The 14933-nt window shown below is 68.1% G+C and carries 12 protein-coding genes; 7 read left to right on the top strand and 5 right to left on the bottom strand.

Annotated features, from left to right (window positions below):
* Positions 1-245: 245 nt before the first annotated feature.
* Positions 246-1697: a cobyric acid synthase gene (locus ACNSTU_RS08230; RefSeq protein WP_418212245.1), complete on the top strand. Its 1452-nt coding sequence runs from the start codon at positions 246-248 to the stop codon at positions 1695-1697.
* Between the two features lie 111 nt (positions 1698-1808).
* The gene (locus tag ACNSTU_RS08235; protein WP_418212246.1) at positions 1809-2804 is read left to right on the top strand and encodes a 3-oxoacyl-ACP synthase III family protein; all 996 of its coding nucleotides are present in this window, start codon (positions 1809-1811) and stop codon (positions 2802-2804) included.
* A gap of 93 nt (positions 2805-2897) precedes the next feature.
* Here the strand turns inward: ACNSTU_RS08235 and ACNSTU_RS08240 are convergent, their stop codons facing one another.
* From ACNSTU_RS08240 to ACNSTU_RS08250, 3 genes are all read right to left on the bottom strand, one after another.
* Positions 2898-3548, bottom strand: a complete 651-nt coding sequence (locus ACNSTU_RS08240; protein ID WP_418212247.1) for a hypothetical protein — start codon at positions 3546-3548, stop codon at positions 2898-2900.
* 74 nt (positions 3549-3622) lie between these two features.
* Positions 3623-4105, bottom strand: a complete 483-nt coding sequence (locus ACNSTU_RS08245) for a cupin domain-containing protein (protein ID WP_418212248.1) — start codon at positions 4103-4105, stop codon at positions 3623-3625.
* Between the two features lie 32 nt (positions 4106-4137).
* Complete coding sequence (locus ACNSTU_RS08250) at positions 4138-4935, bottom strand: methyltransferase domain-containing protein (protein ID WP_418212249.1); 798 nt, start codon at positions 4933-4935, stop codon at positions 4138-4140.
* A 170-nt stretch (positions 4936-5105) separates the two neighbouring features.
* Between ACNSTU_RS08250 and ACNSTU_RS08255 the strand changes: the two genes are divergently transcribed.
* The 3 genes from ACNSTU_RS08255 to ACNSTU_RS08265 are packed head-to-tail and all read left to right on the top strand — an operon-like array spanning position 5106 to position 7264.
* A complete protein-coding gene (locus ACNSTU_RS08255; RefSeq protein WP_418212250.1) occupies positions 5106-5765 on the top strand; it encodes an RNA polymerase sigma factor in 660 nt (219 codons plus the stop codon).
* Positions 5762-5998, top strand: coding sequence for an anti-sigma factor family protein (locus tag ACNSTU_RS08260; RefSeq protein ID WP_418212251.1), 237 nt, complete (start codon positions 5762-5764; stop codon positions 5996-5998). Before ACNSTU_RS08255 ends, ACNSTU_RS08260 begins: the two co-directional genes overlap by 4 nt.
* 30 nt (positions 5999-6028) lie before the next feature.
* Positions 6029-7264: a MerC family mercury resistance protein gene (locus ACNSTU_RS08265; protein WP_418212252.1), complete on the top strand. Its 1236-nt coding sequence runs from the start codon at positions 6029-6031 to the stop codon at positions 7262-7264.
* Positions 7265-7281: 17 nt separating this feature from the next.
* Here ACNSTU_RS08265 and ACNSTU_RS08270 read toward each other — a convergent pair whose 3' ends face one another.
* Together ACNSTU_RS08270 and ACNSTU_RS08275 are read right to left on the bottom strand one after the other, a co-directional pair.
* Positions 7282-8367, bottom strand: a complete 1086-nt coding sequence (locus ACNSTU_RS08270) for an alpha/beta fold hydrolase (protein WP_418212253.1) — start codon at positions 8365-8367, stop codon at positions 7282-7284.
* A complete protein-coding gene (locus ACNSTU_RS08275) occupies positions 8368-9021 on the bottom strand; it encodes a hypothetical protein (RefSeq protein WP_418212254.1) in 654 nt (217 codons plus the stop codon). It lies immediately after the preceding gene.
* Between the two features lie 155 nt (positions 9022-9176).
* On the opposite strand from ACNSTU_RS08275, the gene ACNSTU_RS08280 reads away from it, so the two are divergent.
* Entirely contained in the window at positions 9177-14033 is a 4857-nt protein-coding gene (locus ACNSTU_RS08280) for an NAD-glutamate dehydrogenase (protein WP_418212255.1), read from the top strand.
* Complete coding sequence (locus ACNSTU_RS08285) at positions 14030-14818, top strand: alpha/beta fold hydrolase (protein ID WP_290637369.1); 789 nt, start codon at positions 14030-14032, stop codon at positions 14816-14818. Before ACNSTU_RS08280 ends, ACNSTU_RS08285 begins: the two co-directional genes overlap by 4 nt.
* The last annotated feature ends 115 nt before the right edge of the window (positions 14819-14933 follow it).

A 14933-nucleotide genomic window follows, 5' to 3' on the forward strand; every position in this document is an offset into this window, starting at 1 on the left:
CAGGTCAAAGAGAGGGCCGGGGGCTGAATCTACGTCACAGAGTCAACGCTCTTCGGGTGGACTCGAGCTCACCCGGCCCTTGTGTGGTCGTCCTCTTCCACACAACCGATAAGATACAAGGGTGGACCTTCAGGCCCACCATCCTGCAATCGACGGACCGGAACAGGTTGTCGACGCTCCACGGTGGACCTGAAGGTCCACCCTACGATCATGCGGTTTGCTGCGGGTAACAACGAGACATCACCATGCCGACACTCATGATCCAGGGCACCACCTCCGACGCCGGCAAGAGCACGGTGGTGGCCGCCCTGTGCCGGTGGCTGCGCAACCAGGGCGTGTCAGTGGCGCCCTTCAAGCCCCAGAACATGGCCCTGAACAGCGCCGTCACCAGTGACGGCGGCGAGATCGGCCGCTCCACGGCGCTGCAGGCGCTGGCCTGCGGCGTCGAGCCGCACAGCGACATGAACCCGGTGCTGCTGAAACCCCAGAGCGACCGGGGCGCCCAGGTCATCCTGCGCGGGCAGGTCTACGGCAACATGGACGCGGTGGACTACCACGGCTTCAAGGCCAGCGCCCGGGAGGCCGTCATGGCCGCATGGGAGAGCCTGTCGGCCCGTTACGACGTCATCATCGCCGAAGGGGCCGGCAGCCCGGCGGAGATCAATCTGCGCGCCAACGACATCGCCAACATGGGCTTTGCCGAGGCGGCGGACTGCCCGGTGCTGCTGGTGGGCGACATCGACCGGGGCGGCGTCTTTGCGCAGCTTGTCGGCACGCTGGAGCTGGTGTCGGCACCGGAGCGCGATCGCATCCGCGCTTTCGTGATCAACCGCTTCCGCGGCGACCCGGCACTGCTGGACAGTGGCCTGGACTGGCTGCACCGGCACACGGGCACCCCCGTGGCGGGCGTTCTGCCCTTCGTCCAGGGGCTGGTGCTGGACGCCGAGGACAGCATCGGCCGCACGGGCACGGCTCCCGGCGCCGACGCTCTGCAGGTGGTGGTGCCCGCGCTGCCGCGCATGAGCAATCACAACGACTTCGACCCCCTGCGGCTGCACCCGCAGGTGGCCCTGCACTTCATCGGCCCCGGGCAGACGCCGCCGCCGGGCGATCTGATTATTCTCCCCGGCAGCAAGAGCACCCGCGCGGACCTGGCCTGGCTGCGGGAACAGGGATGGGACGAGGTCCTGCTGCGCCACCTCCGCTACGGCGGGCACGTGCTCGGCATCTGCGGCGGTTACCAAATGCTCGGGCACAGTGTCGCGGACCCGGACGGCCTGGAAGGCGATGCCGGCACCAGCGCCGGGCTCGGTCTGCTGGATCTGCACACGCGCCTGATCGCCGGCAAACAGCTTCGCGACGTCACCGGCACCCTGATCCCCGAGGACGCGCCGCTGCGGGGCTACGAGATACACAACGGCATCACCACCGGCGCCGATCTGGCGCGGCCGCTGATCCGGCTCGGGGATCGTGCGGATGGCGCGGTGAGCGCGGACGGTCAGGTGGCGGGGTGTTACGTCCACGGCCTGTTCGACGCGCCGACCGCCGCCAACGCGCTGCTGGCGCGCGCCGGGCTGGCAACCGGCGAGGGCGTGGATTACCAGGCGCACCGGGAGCAGGAGCTGGATCGGCTCGGCGACCTGGTGGGCTCGCACCTGGATACCCGGCTGCTGACGGAACTGCTTCACATCCGCTGACTCCCGCCCGCATTGCACCGCACAAGGCCATTTTCTTGTCGGGGTGTTTGGGGTACTCTGGCCCTTCGCATGACAGCCGAGTCAGGTTTCTGTAGCAGAGGTCCGTAACCCATGAATCGCCACGCCAAGATCGTTTCCACGGCACACTATCTGCCCGAGCGCTGCATCACCAACGAACAGCTGAACGAGCGCTTCACCGCACTGGACAAGCCCGAAGTCGTGGGCAAACTGGCCGCCGGCACCGGCATCGAGCAGCGCTGGTACGCGCCGGACGACTGGGCCTCCTCCGACCTGGCGCTGCCGGCGGCGAAGCAGGCGCTGGAGAAGGCGGGACGGAAGCCGGAGGATGTGGACCTCATCATCCTGGGCACCGACTCCCCCGACTACATCACGCCATCCACCTCCGTGGTGCTGCAGCAGAAGCTGGGTGCGAAACAGGCCGGCACCTTCGATGTCGCCTGCGCCTGCGCCTCGTTCCCGACCGCGCTGGCGAACGCCGCCGGGCTGCTGGCCACCAACAAGCATTTCCGCACCATTCTCGTGGTGGGGGTCTACATGATGCGCAAGCTGGCCGACCCGGAAGACCCCACGGTGTTCTTCTACGGTGACGGCGCCGGCGCCGCGGTGGTGGAGCCTTCTGACGAGCCGGGCTTCATCGGTAGCTCGTTCCTGGCCGACGGCGATTACTCCGACTGCTGGGGCATCTACTCCGGCGGCACCGCCGAGCCGGCCTCGGTGGAATCGGTGCAGGCCGGCCGCACCAACGTGCGCATGGTCAAGCGCTACCCGCCGGAGATCAACGACGAGGGCTGGCCGCTGCTGTTCAAGCGCCTCTCGGAGCAGAACGGCTTCACCGTCGACGACGTGGACCAGGTCATCTTCACCCAGGTGAACCGCCACACCGTGGAGCTGGCCGCGCAGAACATCGGCCTGCCGCTGGAGAAGGCCCCCATGATCATGCAGAAGTGGGGTTACACCGGCTCCGCCTGCATCCCCATGGCGCTCTCCAAGAGCGTGGATGAGGGGCGCATCAAGAGCGGCGATCTGGTGGTCATGATCGGTTCCGGCGTGGGCTACAACCAGGCCGCCGTGGCGTTCCGCATGTAATGGCCGGCACAGTCGCGGCGGTTACTGACAACCGCCGCGACTGCATCGCGTGGCTCCCGGGCCGACCGTGCAGTCGCTCCAGTGGGAGCGGCTTCAGCCGCGACCGGTCCAGCCGGCGAACTGTTCGATACCCACCAGGCCGGTTACGAAGGCCAATGGCAGCAGACCCGTGCCCACGCCCACGGTGGCGAGATACACGCGCCAGGTGAGCAGGCGACCGGCGCCGTAGGCCATGGCGATACCGCCACCACCCCCGACCGCCGTATTCCCCGGCATGTTCAGCAGCATCACCAGTGACAGCACCGGAAGGGCGCCTGCGGGCAGGTGTGCGCTCAGGCGGTGCAGACGACTTCCGGCCCGGTGGAATTGCTGCAGGCGGCGCGTGCCCGAACCGAGCCTGCCGCCGATGGCGTAGGCCATCATAAGGCCGGTACAGGTGGCCAGATACGCCCCCAGCGCGCCGGGGACGCCGAACAGCACCATGATCAGCAGGCCGATCTCCACCGAGGGCACGAACGGGATCGCCAGAAGCAGGGCGTAGACCACGCAGGCCGCCACCAGCACGGCCACGCTGTCGGTGCCCTGAAGCAGCCACTGGGGCGGCTCGGCGCCAACCTTCACCAGCACCAGCAGCACGGCCGCCAGCATCAGCACCGGTTTCAGTACAGGCACCGGTTGGGCACGCCGGAGCCAGCAGTGGGCCAGGCATGCGCCCATGCGGTGGATGACCGGGTTCCGGCCCATGGCAGTCCACCTCCCTCACGGTCCTCGCGGGTGGTTGCGCCGCCACGGGGCTGCCGTGGCGGCGCGCATTGCGGCTATTGCCGCGGGTCGTGCTCCGGGTCCAGGTACTCGATGCCCCACGGCCCGGTACCGTGCAGCTGGAAGATCACCTCGCCTTCGGCGTACCCGTACATCGGGGCCCCCGGCGGCATGATGAAGGTACTCCCCTCCGGCAGAGCCGTGGTGTTGTCGGCGTCGAAGGCCTCACCATGGGCAAAGTGCAACGTCCCTTGCAGAATGGTGCCGCGTTCGTAGGCCGGGTGGATGTGCGGCTTGATGCGGTAGCCGTCCTCCAGGCGCAGGCGGAACGTGAACGGCTCCTCCTCGGCAAGGTCGCCCTCGATGACGGCGATCTCCGCGCCATCGCCCATGGATCCCACCGGCCCCCATTCCAGCTCGTCGGCCTTGACGAACACATGTCCGCCGCTTTCGGCGTTATCGTGGCCGTCAGCGGCCATGGCGGTGGACAGCCCCAGGGTGAGGGCCGAGACGGCGGTGATCAGGATGGACTGTTTCATGACGGTTCTCCTTTTCGGTGATTGCTGTTGCACTACTCCGGCTTGGTGGCCAGCAGGTTGACGCTCTTCACCCCATAGGCACGGCTGGCCCCCTGGGCGGCGTCGGTGAGGAAGCGGTACTGGGGGTTGTCCTGCACCGCGACCACCTCAAGCCCCGCGGCAGTGATGCCGCCGCTGTAGTCGTCCTGCTGCATGGCGCCGCCGATGCAGGCCGCCCACAGGGTGGCGTCGCACTTCACCTTTTCCGGCAGCTGCCGCTCGGTGACGATGTCGGACAGCGCCAGCCGTCCGCCGGGGCGCAGAATGCGGGCGATTTCGGCGAACACGCGGTCCTTCTCGGCGGAGAGGTTGATGACGCCGTTGCTGATCACCACGTCCACCGAGCCGCTGTCGAAAGGCGTTTCCTCGATGTAGCCGGCGTGGAAGGTGATGTTGGTGAACCCGGTTTCCCGGGCGAGGCGTTCGGCCTTCTCGCGCTGCTCGGCGGTCATGTCGAGCCCCATCACCCGGCCGGTGGGTCCGGTGTAGAGGGCGGCGAGGAAGGCGTCGGTACCGGAGCCGCTGCCCAGGTCCACCACCGTTTCGCCGTCGCGGATGGCGGCCAGGGGCAGAAAGTGTCCCACTCCGGCGAAGGACTCCAGGGCCTGCCGGGGAATCCGGTCCAGGTCGGCCGGCGGGTAACCGAGTTCTTCGGCCAGAGGCCGTCCCATGGCGAAGTGGAAGTCCCCCTCCGGCTCCTTCGCCACCCGGCGGTACATGTCCTGAACCTTCCGGCGCAGGGCGTCCTGATTCACCAGGCCTGATTCGCGGATTACTGTTGCCGTGGTCATTGCCGTGTCTCCTCGGTTTCTCTGTTGTGGTTGCCCGGGGCACGCCCCGGGGTAATCGCAAGGACGCACCGCGGGGGCCAAATAGTTCCCAACCCCGGGCCGTCGTGGCGAGCGACTAGACTTGGTGGTGACGGGAGGGTCGCGCCGACGTCCTCCACGCGGGGGAAGCAATGACAGCCGGGGAGAACAACCAGCGCCGGCAGCGCGAGGCGTTGCGGCGGCGCTTCGAGGAGGAACTGGAGGGCCTGCTGGACAGGCTCTACGGCACCGCGCTGCGCCTGACCCGTGATCCCGATGACGCCGAAGACGTGGTCGCCGAGGCGGTGGCACGGGCCTGGGAGAAGCTCCCCGAGCTGAGGGACTGGGCACGTTTCGAGGGTTGGCTGTTCCGTATTCTCAACAACACCTTCGTGAGTCTCTGGCGGCGACGGCGGTGCCGGCAGGATCGCGAGACGCCATGGGACGCGCTTCCGGCGGATGCCGAGGACGCCGCCTCCTTTTCCCTGTTCCGCAAGCTCCATCAGCCGTTTCTCCTGTGGTGGGGAACGCCGGAGGAGCAGTTCGTGGAGGGGCTGGATCACGCCGACCTGGCCCGCGCCGTGGACGCCCTTCCGGACACCTACCGCGTGGTGGTTGTGCTGGTGGAACTGCAGGGGTATACCTACGAGGAGGCGGCGGCGCTGCTTGCAGTGCCCGTAGGGACGGTACGCTCCCGACTGAGTCGCGGACGCGGGCTGCTGCAGAAGGCCTTATGGGACTATGGTCGGCAGGCGGAGCACGGTGAGCCGCCACACCCGACCCGCCCGGGAACCGGCGAGGAGCCACAATGAGCCAGGATGACCTGACCTGCGAGGAGGTCCTGGAGCAGCTTTTCGCCTACCTGGACGAAGAGCTGGACGACGCGCACCTGGCCGCCATCGACCGGCACCTGGGGCGGTGTCGCGACTGCTTTACACGGGCGGAGTTCGAGAAGCGTCTGCGGGCACGGGTTCATCGCACGGGCACGGCGCCGGCACCCGAGCGGTTGCGGCAACGGCTGAAGAAGGTGCTCGATCGCTACTGACCCTGTGCTCCTGAAGCGGAGGGTAGCGCCATGGTGGCGATACTGGGGTATTCGCGCCGGCAGATCTTCGCGGCCGTCCGCGAGATGTACACCGCGGTGGCCGCGTCGCCGGATGACCATTTCCATTTCCCCGTGGGCCGATCGGCCGCAAGCGCCATCGGCTACCCATCCGAGCAGCTCGACCGTCTCCCCGCCACCGCCGCAAACGCCTTCGCCGGCGTCGGCTACCCGTTCTCCGGCGGCGCGATCCGGCCCGGGGACACCACCCTGGACATCGGCGCCGGCGCTGGCAACGACGCCCTGATCGCCGCACAGCTCACGGGCGATGCCGGCCACGTGATCGCCCTTGACCTCACCCGCGGCATGACCCGGCGCATTCACGCCGCAGTCCGCGAAGCCGGCGTGGCCAACGTGAGCGTCATGGAAGCCTCGGCGGAGCGCCTGCCGCTGGCCGATGAGACTGTCGACAGCATCACCAGCAACGGCGCCCTGAACCTGGTCCCGGACAAGCGCCGCGCGGTGGCCGAGATGTTCCGGGTGCTGCGGCCGGGCGGTCGCCTGCAAATCGCGGACGTGGTCATCCGTCGCCCGGTGACCGTGGACTGCAGCGACGACCCGCGCCTTTGGGTGGAGTGCGTGGTGGGCGCCACGGTGGACGAGGACCTGCTGGCCCTGTTCCGTGACGCCGGTTTCGAGGACATTCACATTGTCCGCTCGCTGGACTATTTCGCCCACAGCCCCAGCGCCCAGACCCGCGAGATCGCCGCAAGCTTCGGTGCGCACGCCGTGGAACTGGCCATGCAGCGGGGGGAACGGCCACCGGGCGCCCTCTGGCACTGGGCGCGCCGCCTGAACCCGGTGCGCGGCGTGAAATCCCTCTGGCGCCGTGGTGTCGTCGGCGTCGCCAGTCTCGGCCTGGCACTGCTCACCTGCTACGGCACCCTGGCGGCACTGGGCATGCTGGCGGCCATGGGGGCCGGCGTCGGCGTCAACGAAGGGCTGTGGGCCGCCCTGATCGCCCTGTTCACCGCACTGACCGTCGCGGCCATCGCCCCGGGCATCCGCTATCACCGCAATGCCGCGCCCGTGGTCGTGGCTACGGCGGGCGCGCTGGTGGTGTGCTATGCCCTGTTCGTGCACTACACCATGGCCGTGGAACTGGCAGGCTTCCTCGCCCTGGCCGTGGGCGTCGGCTGGGACATGCTCCTGCGCCGGCGAGCCCAGGCGCGGGTGCTGGGCGTGCAGGGGGCGTCCGGCGCTCGGTGATACGGTCGCGCCGCCGGCTACCGCTGGCCGCTGGGCGCCTTCTTGCGGGCCGTTGCTTTCTTGCCGCTGGTCGATGCTTTCGTCCCGCCCGACGCCGCCTTGGTGCGGGCCTGCCCCTTGCCCGCCGCCGACTTCGTCTTGCTGCCCGGGCCATTCTCGCGCCGCGGTGCGCGCGCCGGCCTGTCCGGCTCCGGCACCGGGATGGCGCGCAGATGGTCCTGTTCGCAGCGGGTCAACGCCACCTTGGCATCGGGGTGCTCGTCGGCGATCCAGACACTCTGATCACCCACCCATTCGCCCGCTTCCACCGACTTGACGAAATCGCCGATCAGTCGACTGGTCAGCTCCGGGATCTCCAGGGTGAAGGCATGACACACCCGCGGCACGAGAATCAGCCGTGACGAACGGATATGGCGGCGCATGATGTCGTGCAGATGGCGCGGCGTGAGGTAGTCGAACTCGCCGTTCATGATCAGCGTCGGGCAGTCGATGGAGGCGAGCTCCGGCGTCAGCGAGCGGAAATCCGACAGCGACTCCATGAGATTCTGGATGCCGTAGAGCTCGTTGGTGGATGCCCCCACGCGCTTGATCAGGTGCACCAGATCGCGGTTGGCGGCGATGTACTGGTTGCTGAAATTCAGCGGCATCAGCAGGTCCAGGTAGAACTCGAACCCCACCCGCGCGAGCCCCTGATAGAGGTTGACCGCGTGGCCTTCCAGCTGCGGGTCCAGCTCCGAGAAGGTGCTCACGGGCAGCAGCCCGCCAATGCGCTGCGGGTAGCGGATGGCGTACTTCAGGGCCACCACACCACCAAAGGAGATGCCGAACACGTAGGGTCGCTCAATGCCCAGGTGGGCATGCAGCGCCGCCAGCATGGTGGCGTGGTCGTCGAAGTCGGCCCCGAGCACCGGCTTGGACGACGCCCCCTGGCCCACCATGTCGTAGGTGAGCACGCGGCAGCCGCGGGCGGGCAGCAGCTCGAAATAGGGTGCCCAGTGGTTGGTGCGCATGGAGAGCCCGTTGACGATGGTCACCACCGGGTCACCCTCGCGCCCGTGCAGCTCGTAGTACAGGGACTTGCCCTCGTGCTCGAAGCTCGGCATTCAGTCGCTCTCCTCTTCCAGACCCTTGCCGGGCGGTTGCCCGAGGGTCGCCAGGAGCTGGGCGAAACAGGCCTCGACGCGCTCGCGCTGGGTCTCCACCAGCCGCTCGCGCTCCTGCCGTGACAGGCCGGCATCCAGGTCCTTGAGCATGCGGATCTGCGTCTGGATCTGGCGCCCGTTCTCGTCCTCGATGGCCTTGAGCGCGCTCAGGAACGGATCGGCCTCCACATCCACGGCGGGCGGCACCAGCGGCATGAAACGCAGCACCGACATGAACGCGTGGCTGAGCGCGAGGTAGCTGTAGAAGCGTTCGTCTACTTCGAAAAACCCCGGCAGGTAACGGGCCGCCTCGGTGCGGGACCACAGGTCCATGCTCAGGGTCGCCGCCTCCATGTAGATCAACGACTGGGACGACCACTGGGTGGCCCGGCCCAGCAGGGTGGTGAGTTCAAGCTCGCGGTAGTACTGGCCGTGGAGAAACCGGTACGGCAGCCAGTCCACCGGCTGCCATTCGAGCTTGGCGAGCACGGCGACGTTGATCCCCTTGACCGCCTGCAGATACAGCGCGATGCGTGTCTGGTCGTCGGCATCCGGCGTACCGTTGCGGAAGTGGCGCTTGACCCGGCGCTGCTGTTCCTCGAAGGACGGACTCATCGATTACTCCCCTTGCCCTGTGGCTGACGCCCCGCAGGCAGTCTAACGGATACCGCCGCTGCAGGGCATACGGCATGCCGCTGTCAGGGTGCACTCCGGCAGCGCAACTCGTATGCTGGGAGAAGCCGGACACCAACAAGAAGGGGCCGCAACCCATGCGAACCGGACCGGAAGGGCGCAAGCGGGAACTGCTGGACGCAGTGGAGCAACGGATCGACGAGCGCTGGCCCAGGGAGGCGTGTGAAACGATCAAGGGACTGGTCCGCGGGTACTACCTGCGCGTCGCGGCGGAAGACATGGTGCAGCGGGACCCGGCCGACCTCTACGGCGCGGTGCTCTCCCACTGGCATCTCGCCCGGCGGCGGCGCCCGGGACAGGCCCGGATCCACGTCTACAACCCGGAGACGGAGCAACACGGCTGGGAATCGAGCCACACGATCGTGCAGATCATCTGCGACGACCAGCCCTTTCTGGTGGACTCGGTCGCCATGGCCCTCAACCGGCACAACCTCACCGTGCACCTGATCATCCATCCCATCATCGTGGCCCGGCGTAACGCCCAGGGGGAGATCGAACAGGTCAACCCGGACGCCGCCGAGGAGAAGGCGGGCGTTCGGGAGGCGTGGATGCATTTCGAGGTGGACCGCCAGAGCAGCCGCGAGACCATGGACGCCGTCCACGACGACGTCCAGCACGTCCTGGACGACGTGGAACAGGTGGTGGCGGACTGGAAGGGCATGCGCGAGCGCATCGCAGAGGCGCGGTCCCAGCTTGCCGGGACCGCACCCGCCGGGCCGGATCGGGACGAAAGCCTGGCCTTCCTCGACTGGCTGGCAGAGGACCATTTCACCTTTCTGGGCTACCGCTGCTACGACCTGGAGCGCCAGGGCCGCAAGGACGCCCTGACACCGGTCAAGGGCTCGGGGCTCGGCATCCTGCGACGGCTGTCCGGCAAGGGGTCGTCGGAGAGCTTCAACGCACTGCCGGCGGCGGTAAAGGCCCTGGCGCGCGACCCGGAGACCCTGATCCTGACCAAGTCCAACCACCGGGCCACGGTGCACCGGCCCGGCTACATGGACTACGTGGGCGTGAAACGGCTGGACGCCGACGGCAAGGTCATCGGCGAACACCGCTTCCTGGGGCTGTACACCTCGGCGGCCTACAACCGCAATCCACGCGAGATTCCGTTGCTGCGGCGCAAGATCCAGACGGTCATGGAGCGCGCCGACCTGCCCTATCCCGGTCACGCGAGCAAGGCGCTGATCAACATCCTGGAGACCTATCCGCGCGACGAACTGTTCCAGATTCATCCGGACACCCTGCACGACATCGCCATGGGCATCCTGCAGCTGCAGGACCGCCAGCAGGTGCGGTTGTTCGTCCGCCACGACACCTACCGCCGGTTCGTCTCCTGCCTGGTGTTCGCGCCCCGGGACCGTTACAACACGGATGTGCGCCAGCGCATGCAGAGCCTGCTGGAATCGGCGTTCCAGTCCGAGCACTCGGAGTTCACGGTCAACCTGTCGGAATCCGTGCTGGCGCGCATTCACTTCATCCTGCACGTGAGCCCCGGCGCCGATCTGGAACAGGATCACCAGGAGCTGGAGCGCCGCCTGGCAGCCACCGTGCGCGCATGGACCGACGATCTGCACGAAGCGCTGCGCGAGTACTACGGCGAGGCGCGCGGCAACAGCCTTTACGAGCGTTACGGTCAGGGCTTCGGCGCGGCGTATCGCGAGGACACGTCGGCCCGGGCCGCCGCCCACGACATCGAGCGGCTGGAACAGCTGGACACCGACGCCAACCTGAACATCGTGCTCTACCGCCCGCTCGAGGCACCCGAAGACCGCCTGCGGCTGCGGCTCTACCACCGCGGCGACAGCGTCACCCTCTCCGACGCCATGCCCATTCTCGAGAACATGGGCGTGCAGGTGCTCGACGAGCGCCCCTACGTGGTCCATGCCACGGGCAATGACCAGCCCGCATGGATCCACGATTTCGGCCTCCGCTACCCCGGCGGCGACCTGGACGTGGAGCAGGTGCGGGAATACTTCGAGCAGGCTTTCGGCGCCGTGTGGCGGCGACAGGCGGATGACGACGGCTTCAACCATCTGGTCCTCGCCGCCCGGCTGGCCTGGGACGAAATCGTGGTGCTGCGCGCCTACAGCCGCTACCTGCGCCAGGCTGGCACCGCCTACAGCCAGGCGTACATGGAGGAAACACTCGCCAACAACCCGCGCATCACGCGGCTGTTGATCCGCCTGTTCCACAACCGCTTCGATCCGGACCGGGTGGACGCCAAGCGCGCCGGGCGCATGGCCGAGCAGATTGAGCGCGCGCTGCACGACGTCCCCAGCCTGGACGAGGACCGCATGCTGCGCCGGCTGCTCGCCGCGATTCAGGCCACCGTCCGCACCAACGCCTACCAACGCGACCGCGACGGCCGGCGCCACGCGTACCTCAGCCTCAAGCTGATCCCGGAACGCATTCCGGAGATGCCCAAACCGTGGCCCGCCTTCGAGATCTACGTCTACTCGCCACGTACCGAGGGCGTACACCTGCGCGGCGGCAAGGTGGCCCGGGGCGGGCTGCGCTGGTCGGAGCGCAAGGAAGACTACCGCACCGAAGTACTGGGGCTGATGAAGGCGCAGATGGTGAAGAACGCCGTCATCGTGCCCGTGGGCGCCAAGGGCGGGTTCGTGGCCAAGCAGCTGCCGGAGGAGCGCGACGCCCAGCCGGCAGAGGTGCAGGCCTGTTATCGCCTGTTCATCCGCGGCCTGCTGGACGTCACCGACAACTACGTGGGCGATGCCGTGGAGCCACCACCGCGGGTCGTGCGCCACGACGAGGACGACCCTTACCTGGTGGTCGCCGCCGACAAGGGCACGGCCACGTTCTCCGATATCGCCAACGGCCTGGCGGAGGAGTACGGTTTCTGGCTCCGCGACGCCTTTGCATCGGGTGGCTCCAACGGCTACGACCACAAGAAGATGGGGATCACGGCCCGCGGCGCCTGGGTGGCGGTCATGCGGCATTTCCGTGAGCTGGGGCAAGACACCCAGCGTCAGCCGTTCACCGTGGCCGGCGTGGGGGACATGTCCGGTGACGTCTTCGGCAACGGCATGCTGCTGTCCGAGCAGATCCGCCTGGTGGCCGCCTTTGACCACCGCCATATCTTCATCGACCCGGAACCGGATCCGGCCACCGGCTACGCCGAGCGAAAACGCCTGTTCGACAAGGCCCGGTCGAGCTGGGACGACTACAACCGCAAGCTCCTCTCCCGCGGTGGCGGCGTCTATCCGCGCAGCGCCAAGTCCATCGAGCTGAGTCCCGAGGCCCGCGACGCACTGGGCATCGACGAGCAGCAGATGGCGCCCAACCAGCTCATGCAGGCCATCCTCAAGGCGCCCGTGGACCTCTTCTGGAACGGCGGCATCGGCACCTACATCAAGTCGGTGGAGGAGACCCACCTGGACGTGGGCGACCGCGCCAACGATCCCGTGCGGGTGGACGCGGCGCAGCTCCGCTGCAAGGTGGTCGGCGAAGGCGGCAACCTCGGCGTCACGCAGCTGGGCCGCATCGAGTTCGCCCGCAACGGCGGCCGCATCAATACCGACGCCATCGACAACGCCGGCGGCGTCAGCTGCTCGGACCACGAGGTCAACATCAAGATTCTGCTCAACGAGGAGATGGAGCGTGGCGACCTCACCGAGAAACAGCGCAAGCGCCTGCTGGCGGACATGTCCGACGAAGTGGCGCGGCTGGTGCTGGAGGACAACTACCGCCAGACCGAGGCTCTGAGCACCATGGAGTACCGGGCGCCGGAGCTGCTCGGCGAACATGCGCGCCAGATCCGGGCCCTGGAGCAGGCGGGCGAGCTGGACCGCCAGTTGGAAAGCCTGCCCGACGACATGGCCATCGAGGAGCGGGCGCAGGCGGGCTCCGGCCTGATGCGTCCGGAGCTTGCGGTGCTGCTCGCCCACGCCAAGCTGGCCGGCTTCCGCGCCCTAGTGGACACCGATCTGGTGGACGACGCCAGCCTGCAGGACGTGCTGGTGCGGTACTTTCCCTCCCCCTTGCAGGACAAGCACCGCAATCATATGCCGGACCACCGCCTGCGCCGGGAGATCATCGCCACCCAGATCACCAACGACATGCTCAACCGCATGGGCGCCGGATTCCTCTTCCGCATGGCCGACAAGACCGGTGTACCCGCGGGCGACGTGGCACGGGCGTACTTCGCCGCACGCCGGATCTTCGGCCTGGAGCAGCTCTGGGATGCGCTGGACACCCAGGACAACCGCATCTCCGCCGACCTCCAGCAGCAGCTGCGCCTGGACATCCTGATCCTGGCCGAACGCACGGCGCTCTGGCTGCTGCGCCACCTGCCCGGCAGCCTCTCCGACGCCCGCACCAGCGACCATCTTGCCGGCGTTGTCGCCGGTCTCGCCGGCGAACTGGACGCGCTGCTGCCGGCGCCGGACCAGGACGCCCAGGCCGAGCACGCGGCGGAGCTGGTCGCCGGGGGCGTGCCCGAGGCACTGGCCCGGGACATCGCCCAGCTCGCCCCCCTCGGCGCGGCCATGGACATCTCCCTGATTGCCGAGGACACGGGCTGCACACCCGGCCGCGCCGCCGCCGTCTACTACCAGCTGGGTCACAGCCTGGGCCTGCGCTGGCTGGATAACGCCGTGCGGGGGCTGACCACCACAACCCAGTGGGAAGAGCGTTGCCGGCTCGGCCTGGAGGACGACTTCGCGCTCTACCTGCGGCTGCTCGCCACCAGCGTGTTGCAGGGCGACGATGCCGCCCGCACCCCCGAAGAACAGGTGCAGGAGTGGCAGACCGCCATGGCCGGGCCGACCGGACGCCTGGCGCAAACCCTGGATGACATCGGCACCCTCGGTCAGCCGGATCTGTCCATGCTCACCGTCGCCGTCCAGGACCTCAAGAACGTCGCCGTGCTGTCGACACGGCGGCAGGGACAATACCAGGACAACGAAACCGCATGAGTGAAACGCTGCTGCATACCCGGATCCAGGGTGAGGGCGAGCCCGTGGTCGTCCTGCACGGCCTGTTCGGCTCCGGGACCAACTGGAACCGCATCGCACGGGACCTGGCCACTGACCATCAGGTGGTGGTCATGGACCTCCACAACCACGGCCAGTCACCCCATGTGGACACCATGGCCTACCCGGACATGGCGGCCGCCGTGGCGGACACGCTGGATCACTACGGCATCCCGCCGGGTACCGTCATCGGCCACAGCATGGGCGGCAAGGTGGCCATGGCGCTGGCGCTGACCCACCCCGAGTACGTCCGGCGCCTGCTGGTGGCGGACATCGCCCCCATCCGCTACGGCGATCACGGCCACGGGCGGCTGCTGCGCGCGCTGCAGCGCATGGACCCGCAGCGCCTGGGCTCCCGGGCCGCAGCCAGCGAAGCGCTGGCCGACGACATCCCCGAGGCGGGGCTACGGCAGTTCCTGCTCACCAACCTGGAATCGCGGGACGGCGCCTTCGCCTGGCGGATTCCGCTGCAGGCGCTGGAGGCAAACCTCCCGGTGATCGCCGATTTCCCGGCCATGGACGGCCACTACGACGGGCCGACACTGTTCCTGCACGGCGCCAACTCCGATTACGTGCCGGAGTCCGCCCACGCCGCCATCCACGCCCTGTTTCCCGCCGCCGGCATCGAGTCGCTGCCGGATGCCGGCCACTGGCTGCACGCAGAACAGCCCCGGGCGTTCCTGGAGCGGACCCGACGCTTTCTGGAGGAGGGGCGGACCGCGGCGTGACGCCACCCACAACCGGAGACTGACGCCGGCGTCAGGTGGAAGCGCCGTGGACGCGGGCGTTATGATAGAACGCTTTCATGCCGATCCGGCCACCGACGCCGGAACGCCAACCAGA

Origin of the sequence: Aquisalimonas sp. APHAB1-3, assembly GCF_048323695.1 — a bacterium.
In the GTDB taxonomy this organism is placed as follows: Bacteria; Pseudomonadota; Gammaproteobacteria; order Nitrococcales; family Aquisalimonadaceae; genus Aquisalimonas.

Coding starts and splice junctions, on each gene's coding strand:
- ACNSTU_RS08230 (WP_418212245.1), top strand. CDS start 246: ATGCCGACACTCATGATCCAGGGCACCACCTCCGACGCCGGCAAGAGC.
- ACNSTU_RS08235 (WP_418212246.1), top strand. CDS start 1,809: ATGAATCGCCACGCCAAGATCGTTTCCACGGCACACTATCTGCCCGAG.
- ACNSTU_RS08240 (WP_418212247.1), bottom strand. CDS start 3,548: ATGGGCCGGAACCCGGTCATCCACCGCATGGGCGCATGCCTGGCCCAC.
- ACNSTU_RS08245 (WP_418212248.1), bottom strand. CDS start 4,105: ATGAAACAGTCCATCCTGATCACCGCCGTCTCGGCCCTCACCCTGGGG.
- ACNSTU_RS08250 (WP_418212249.1), bottom strand. CDS start 4,935: ATGACCACGGCAACAGTAATCCGCGAATCAGGCCTGGTGAATCAGGAC.
- ACNSTU_RS08255 (WP_418212250.1), top strand. CDS start 5,106: ATGACAGCCGGGGAGAACAACCAGCGCCGGCAGCGCGAGGCGTTGCGG.
- ACNSTU_RS08260 (WP_418212251.1), top strand. CDS start 5,762: ATGAGCCAGGATGACCTGACCTGCGAGGAGGTCCTGGAGCAGCTTTTC.
- ACNSTU_RS08265 (WP_418212252.1), top strand. CDS start 6,029: ATGGTGGCGATACTGGGGTATTCGCGCCGGCAGATCTTCGCGGCCGTC.
- ACNSTU_RS08270 (WP_418212253.1), bottom strand. CDS start 8,367: ATGCCGAGCTTCGAGCACGAGGGCAAGTCCCTGTACTACGAGCTGCAC.
- ACNSTU_RS08275 (WP_418212254.1), bottom strand. CDS start 9,021: ATGAGTCCGTCCTTCGAGGAACAGCAGCGCCGGGTCAAGCGCCACTTC.
- ACNSTU_RS08280 (WP_418212255.1), top strand. CDS start 9,177: ATGCGAACCGGACCGGAAGGGCGCAAGCGGGAACTGCTGGACGCAGTG.
- ACNSTU_RS08285 (WP_290637369.1), top strand. CDS start 14,030: ATGAGTGAAACGCTGCTGCATACCCGGATCCAGGGTGAGGGCGAGCCC.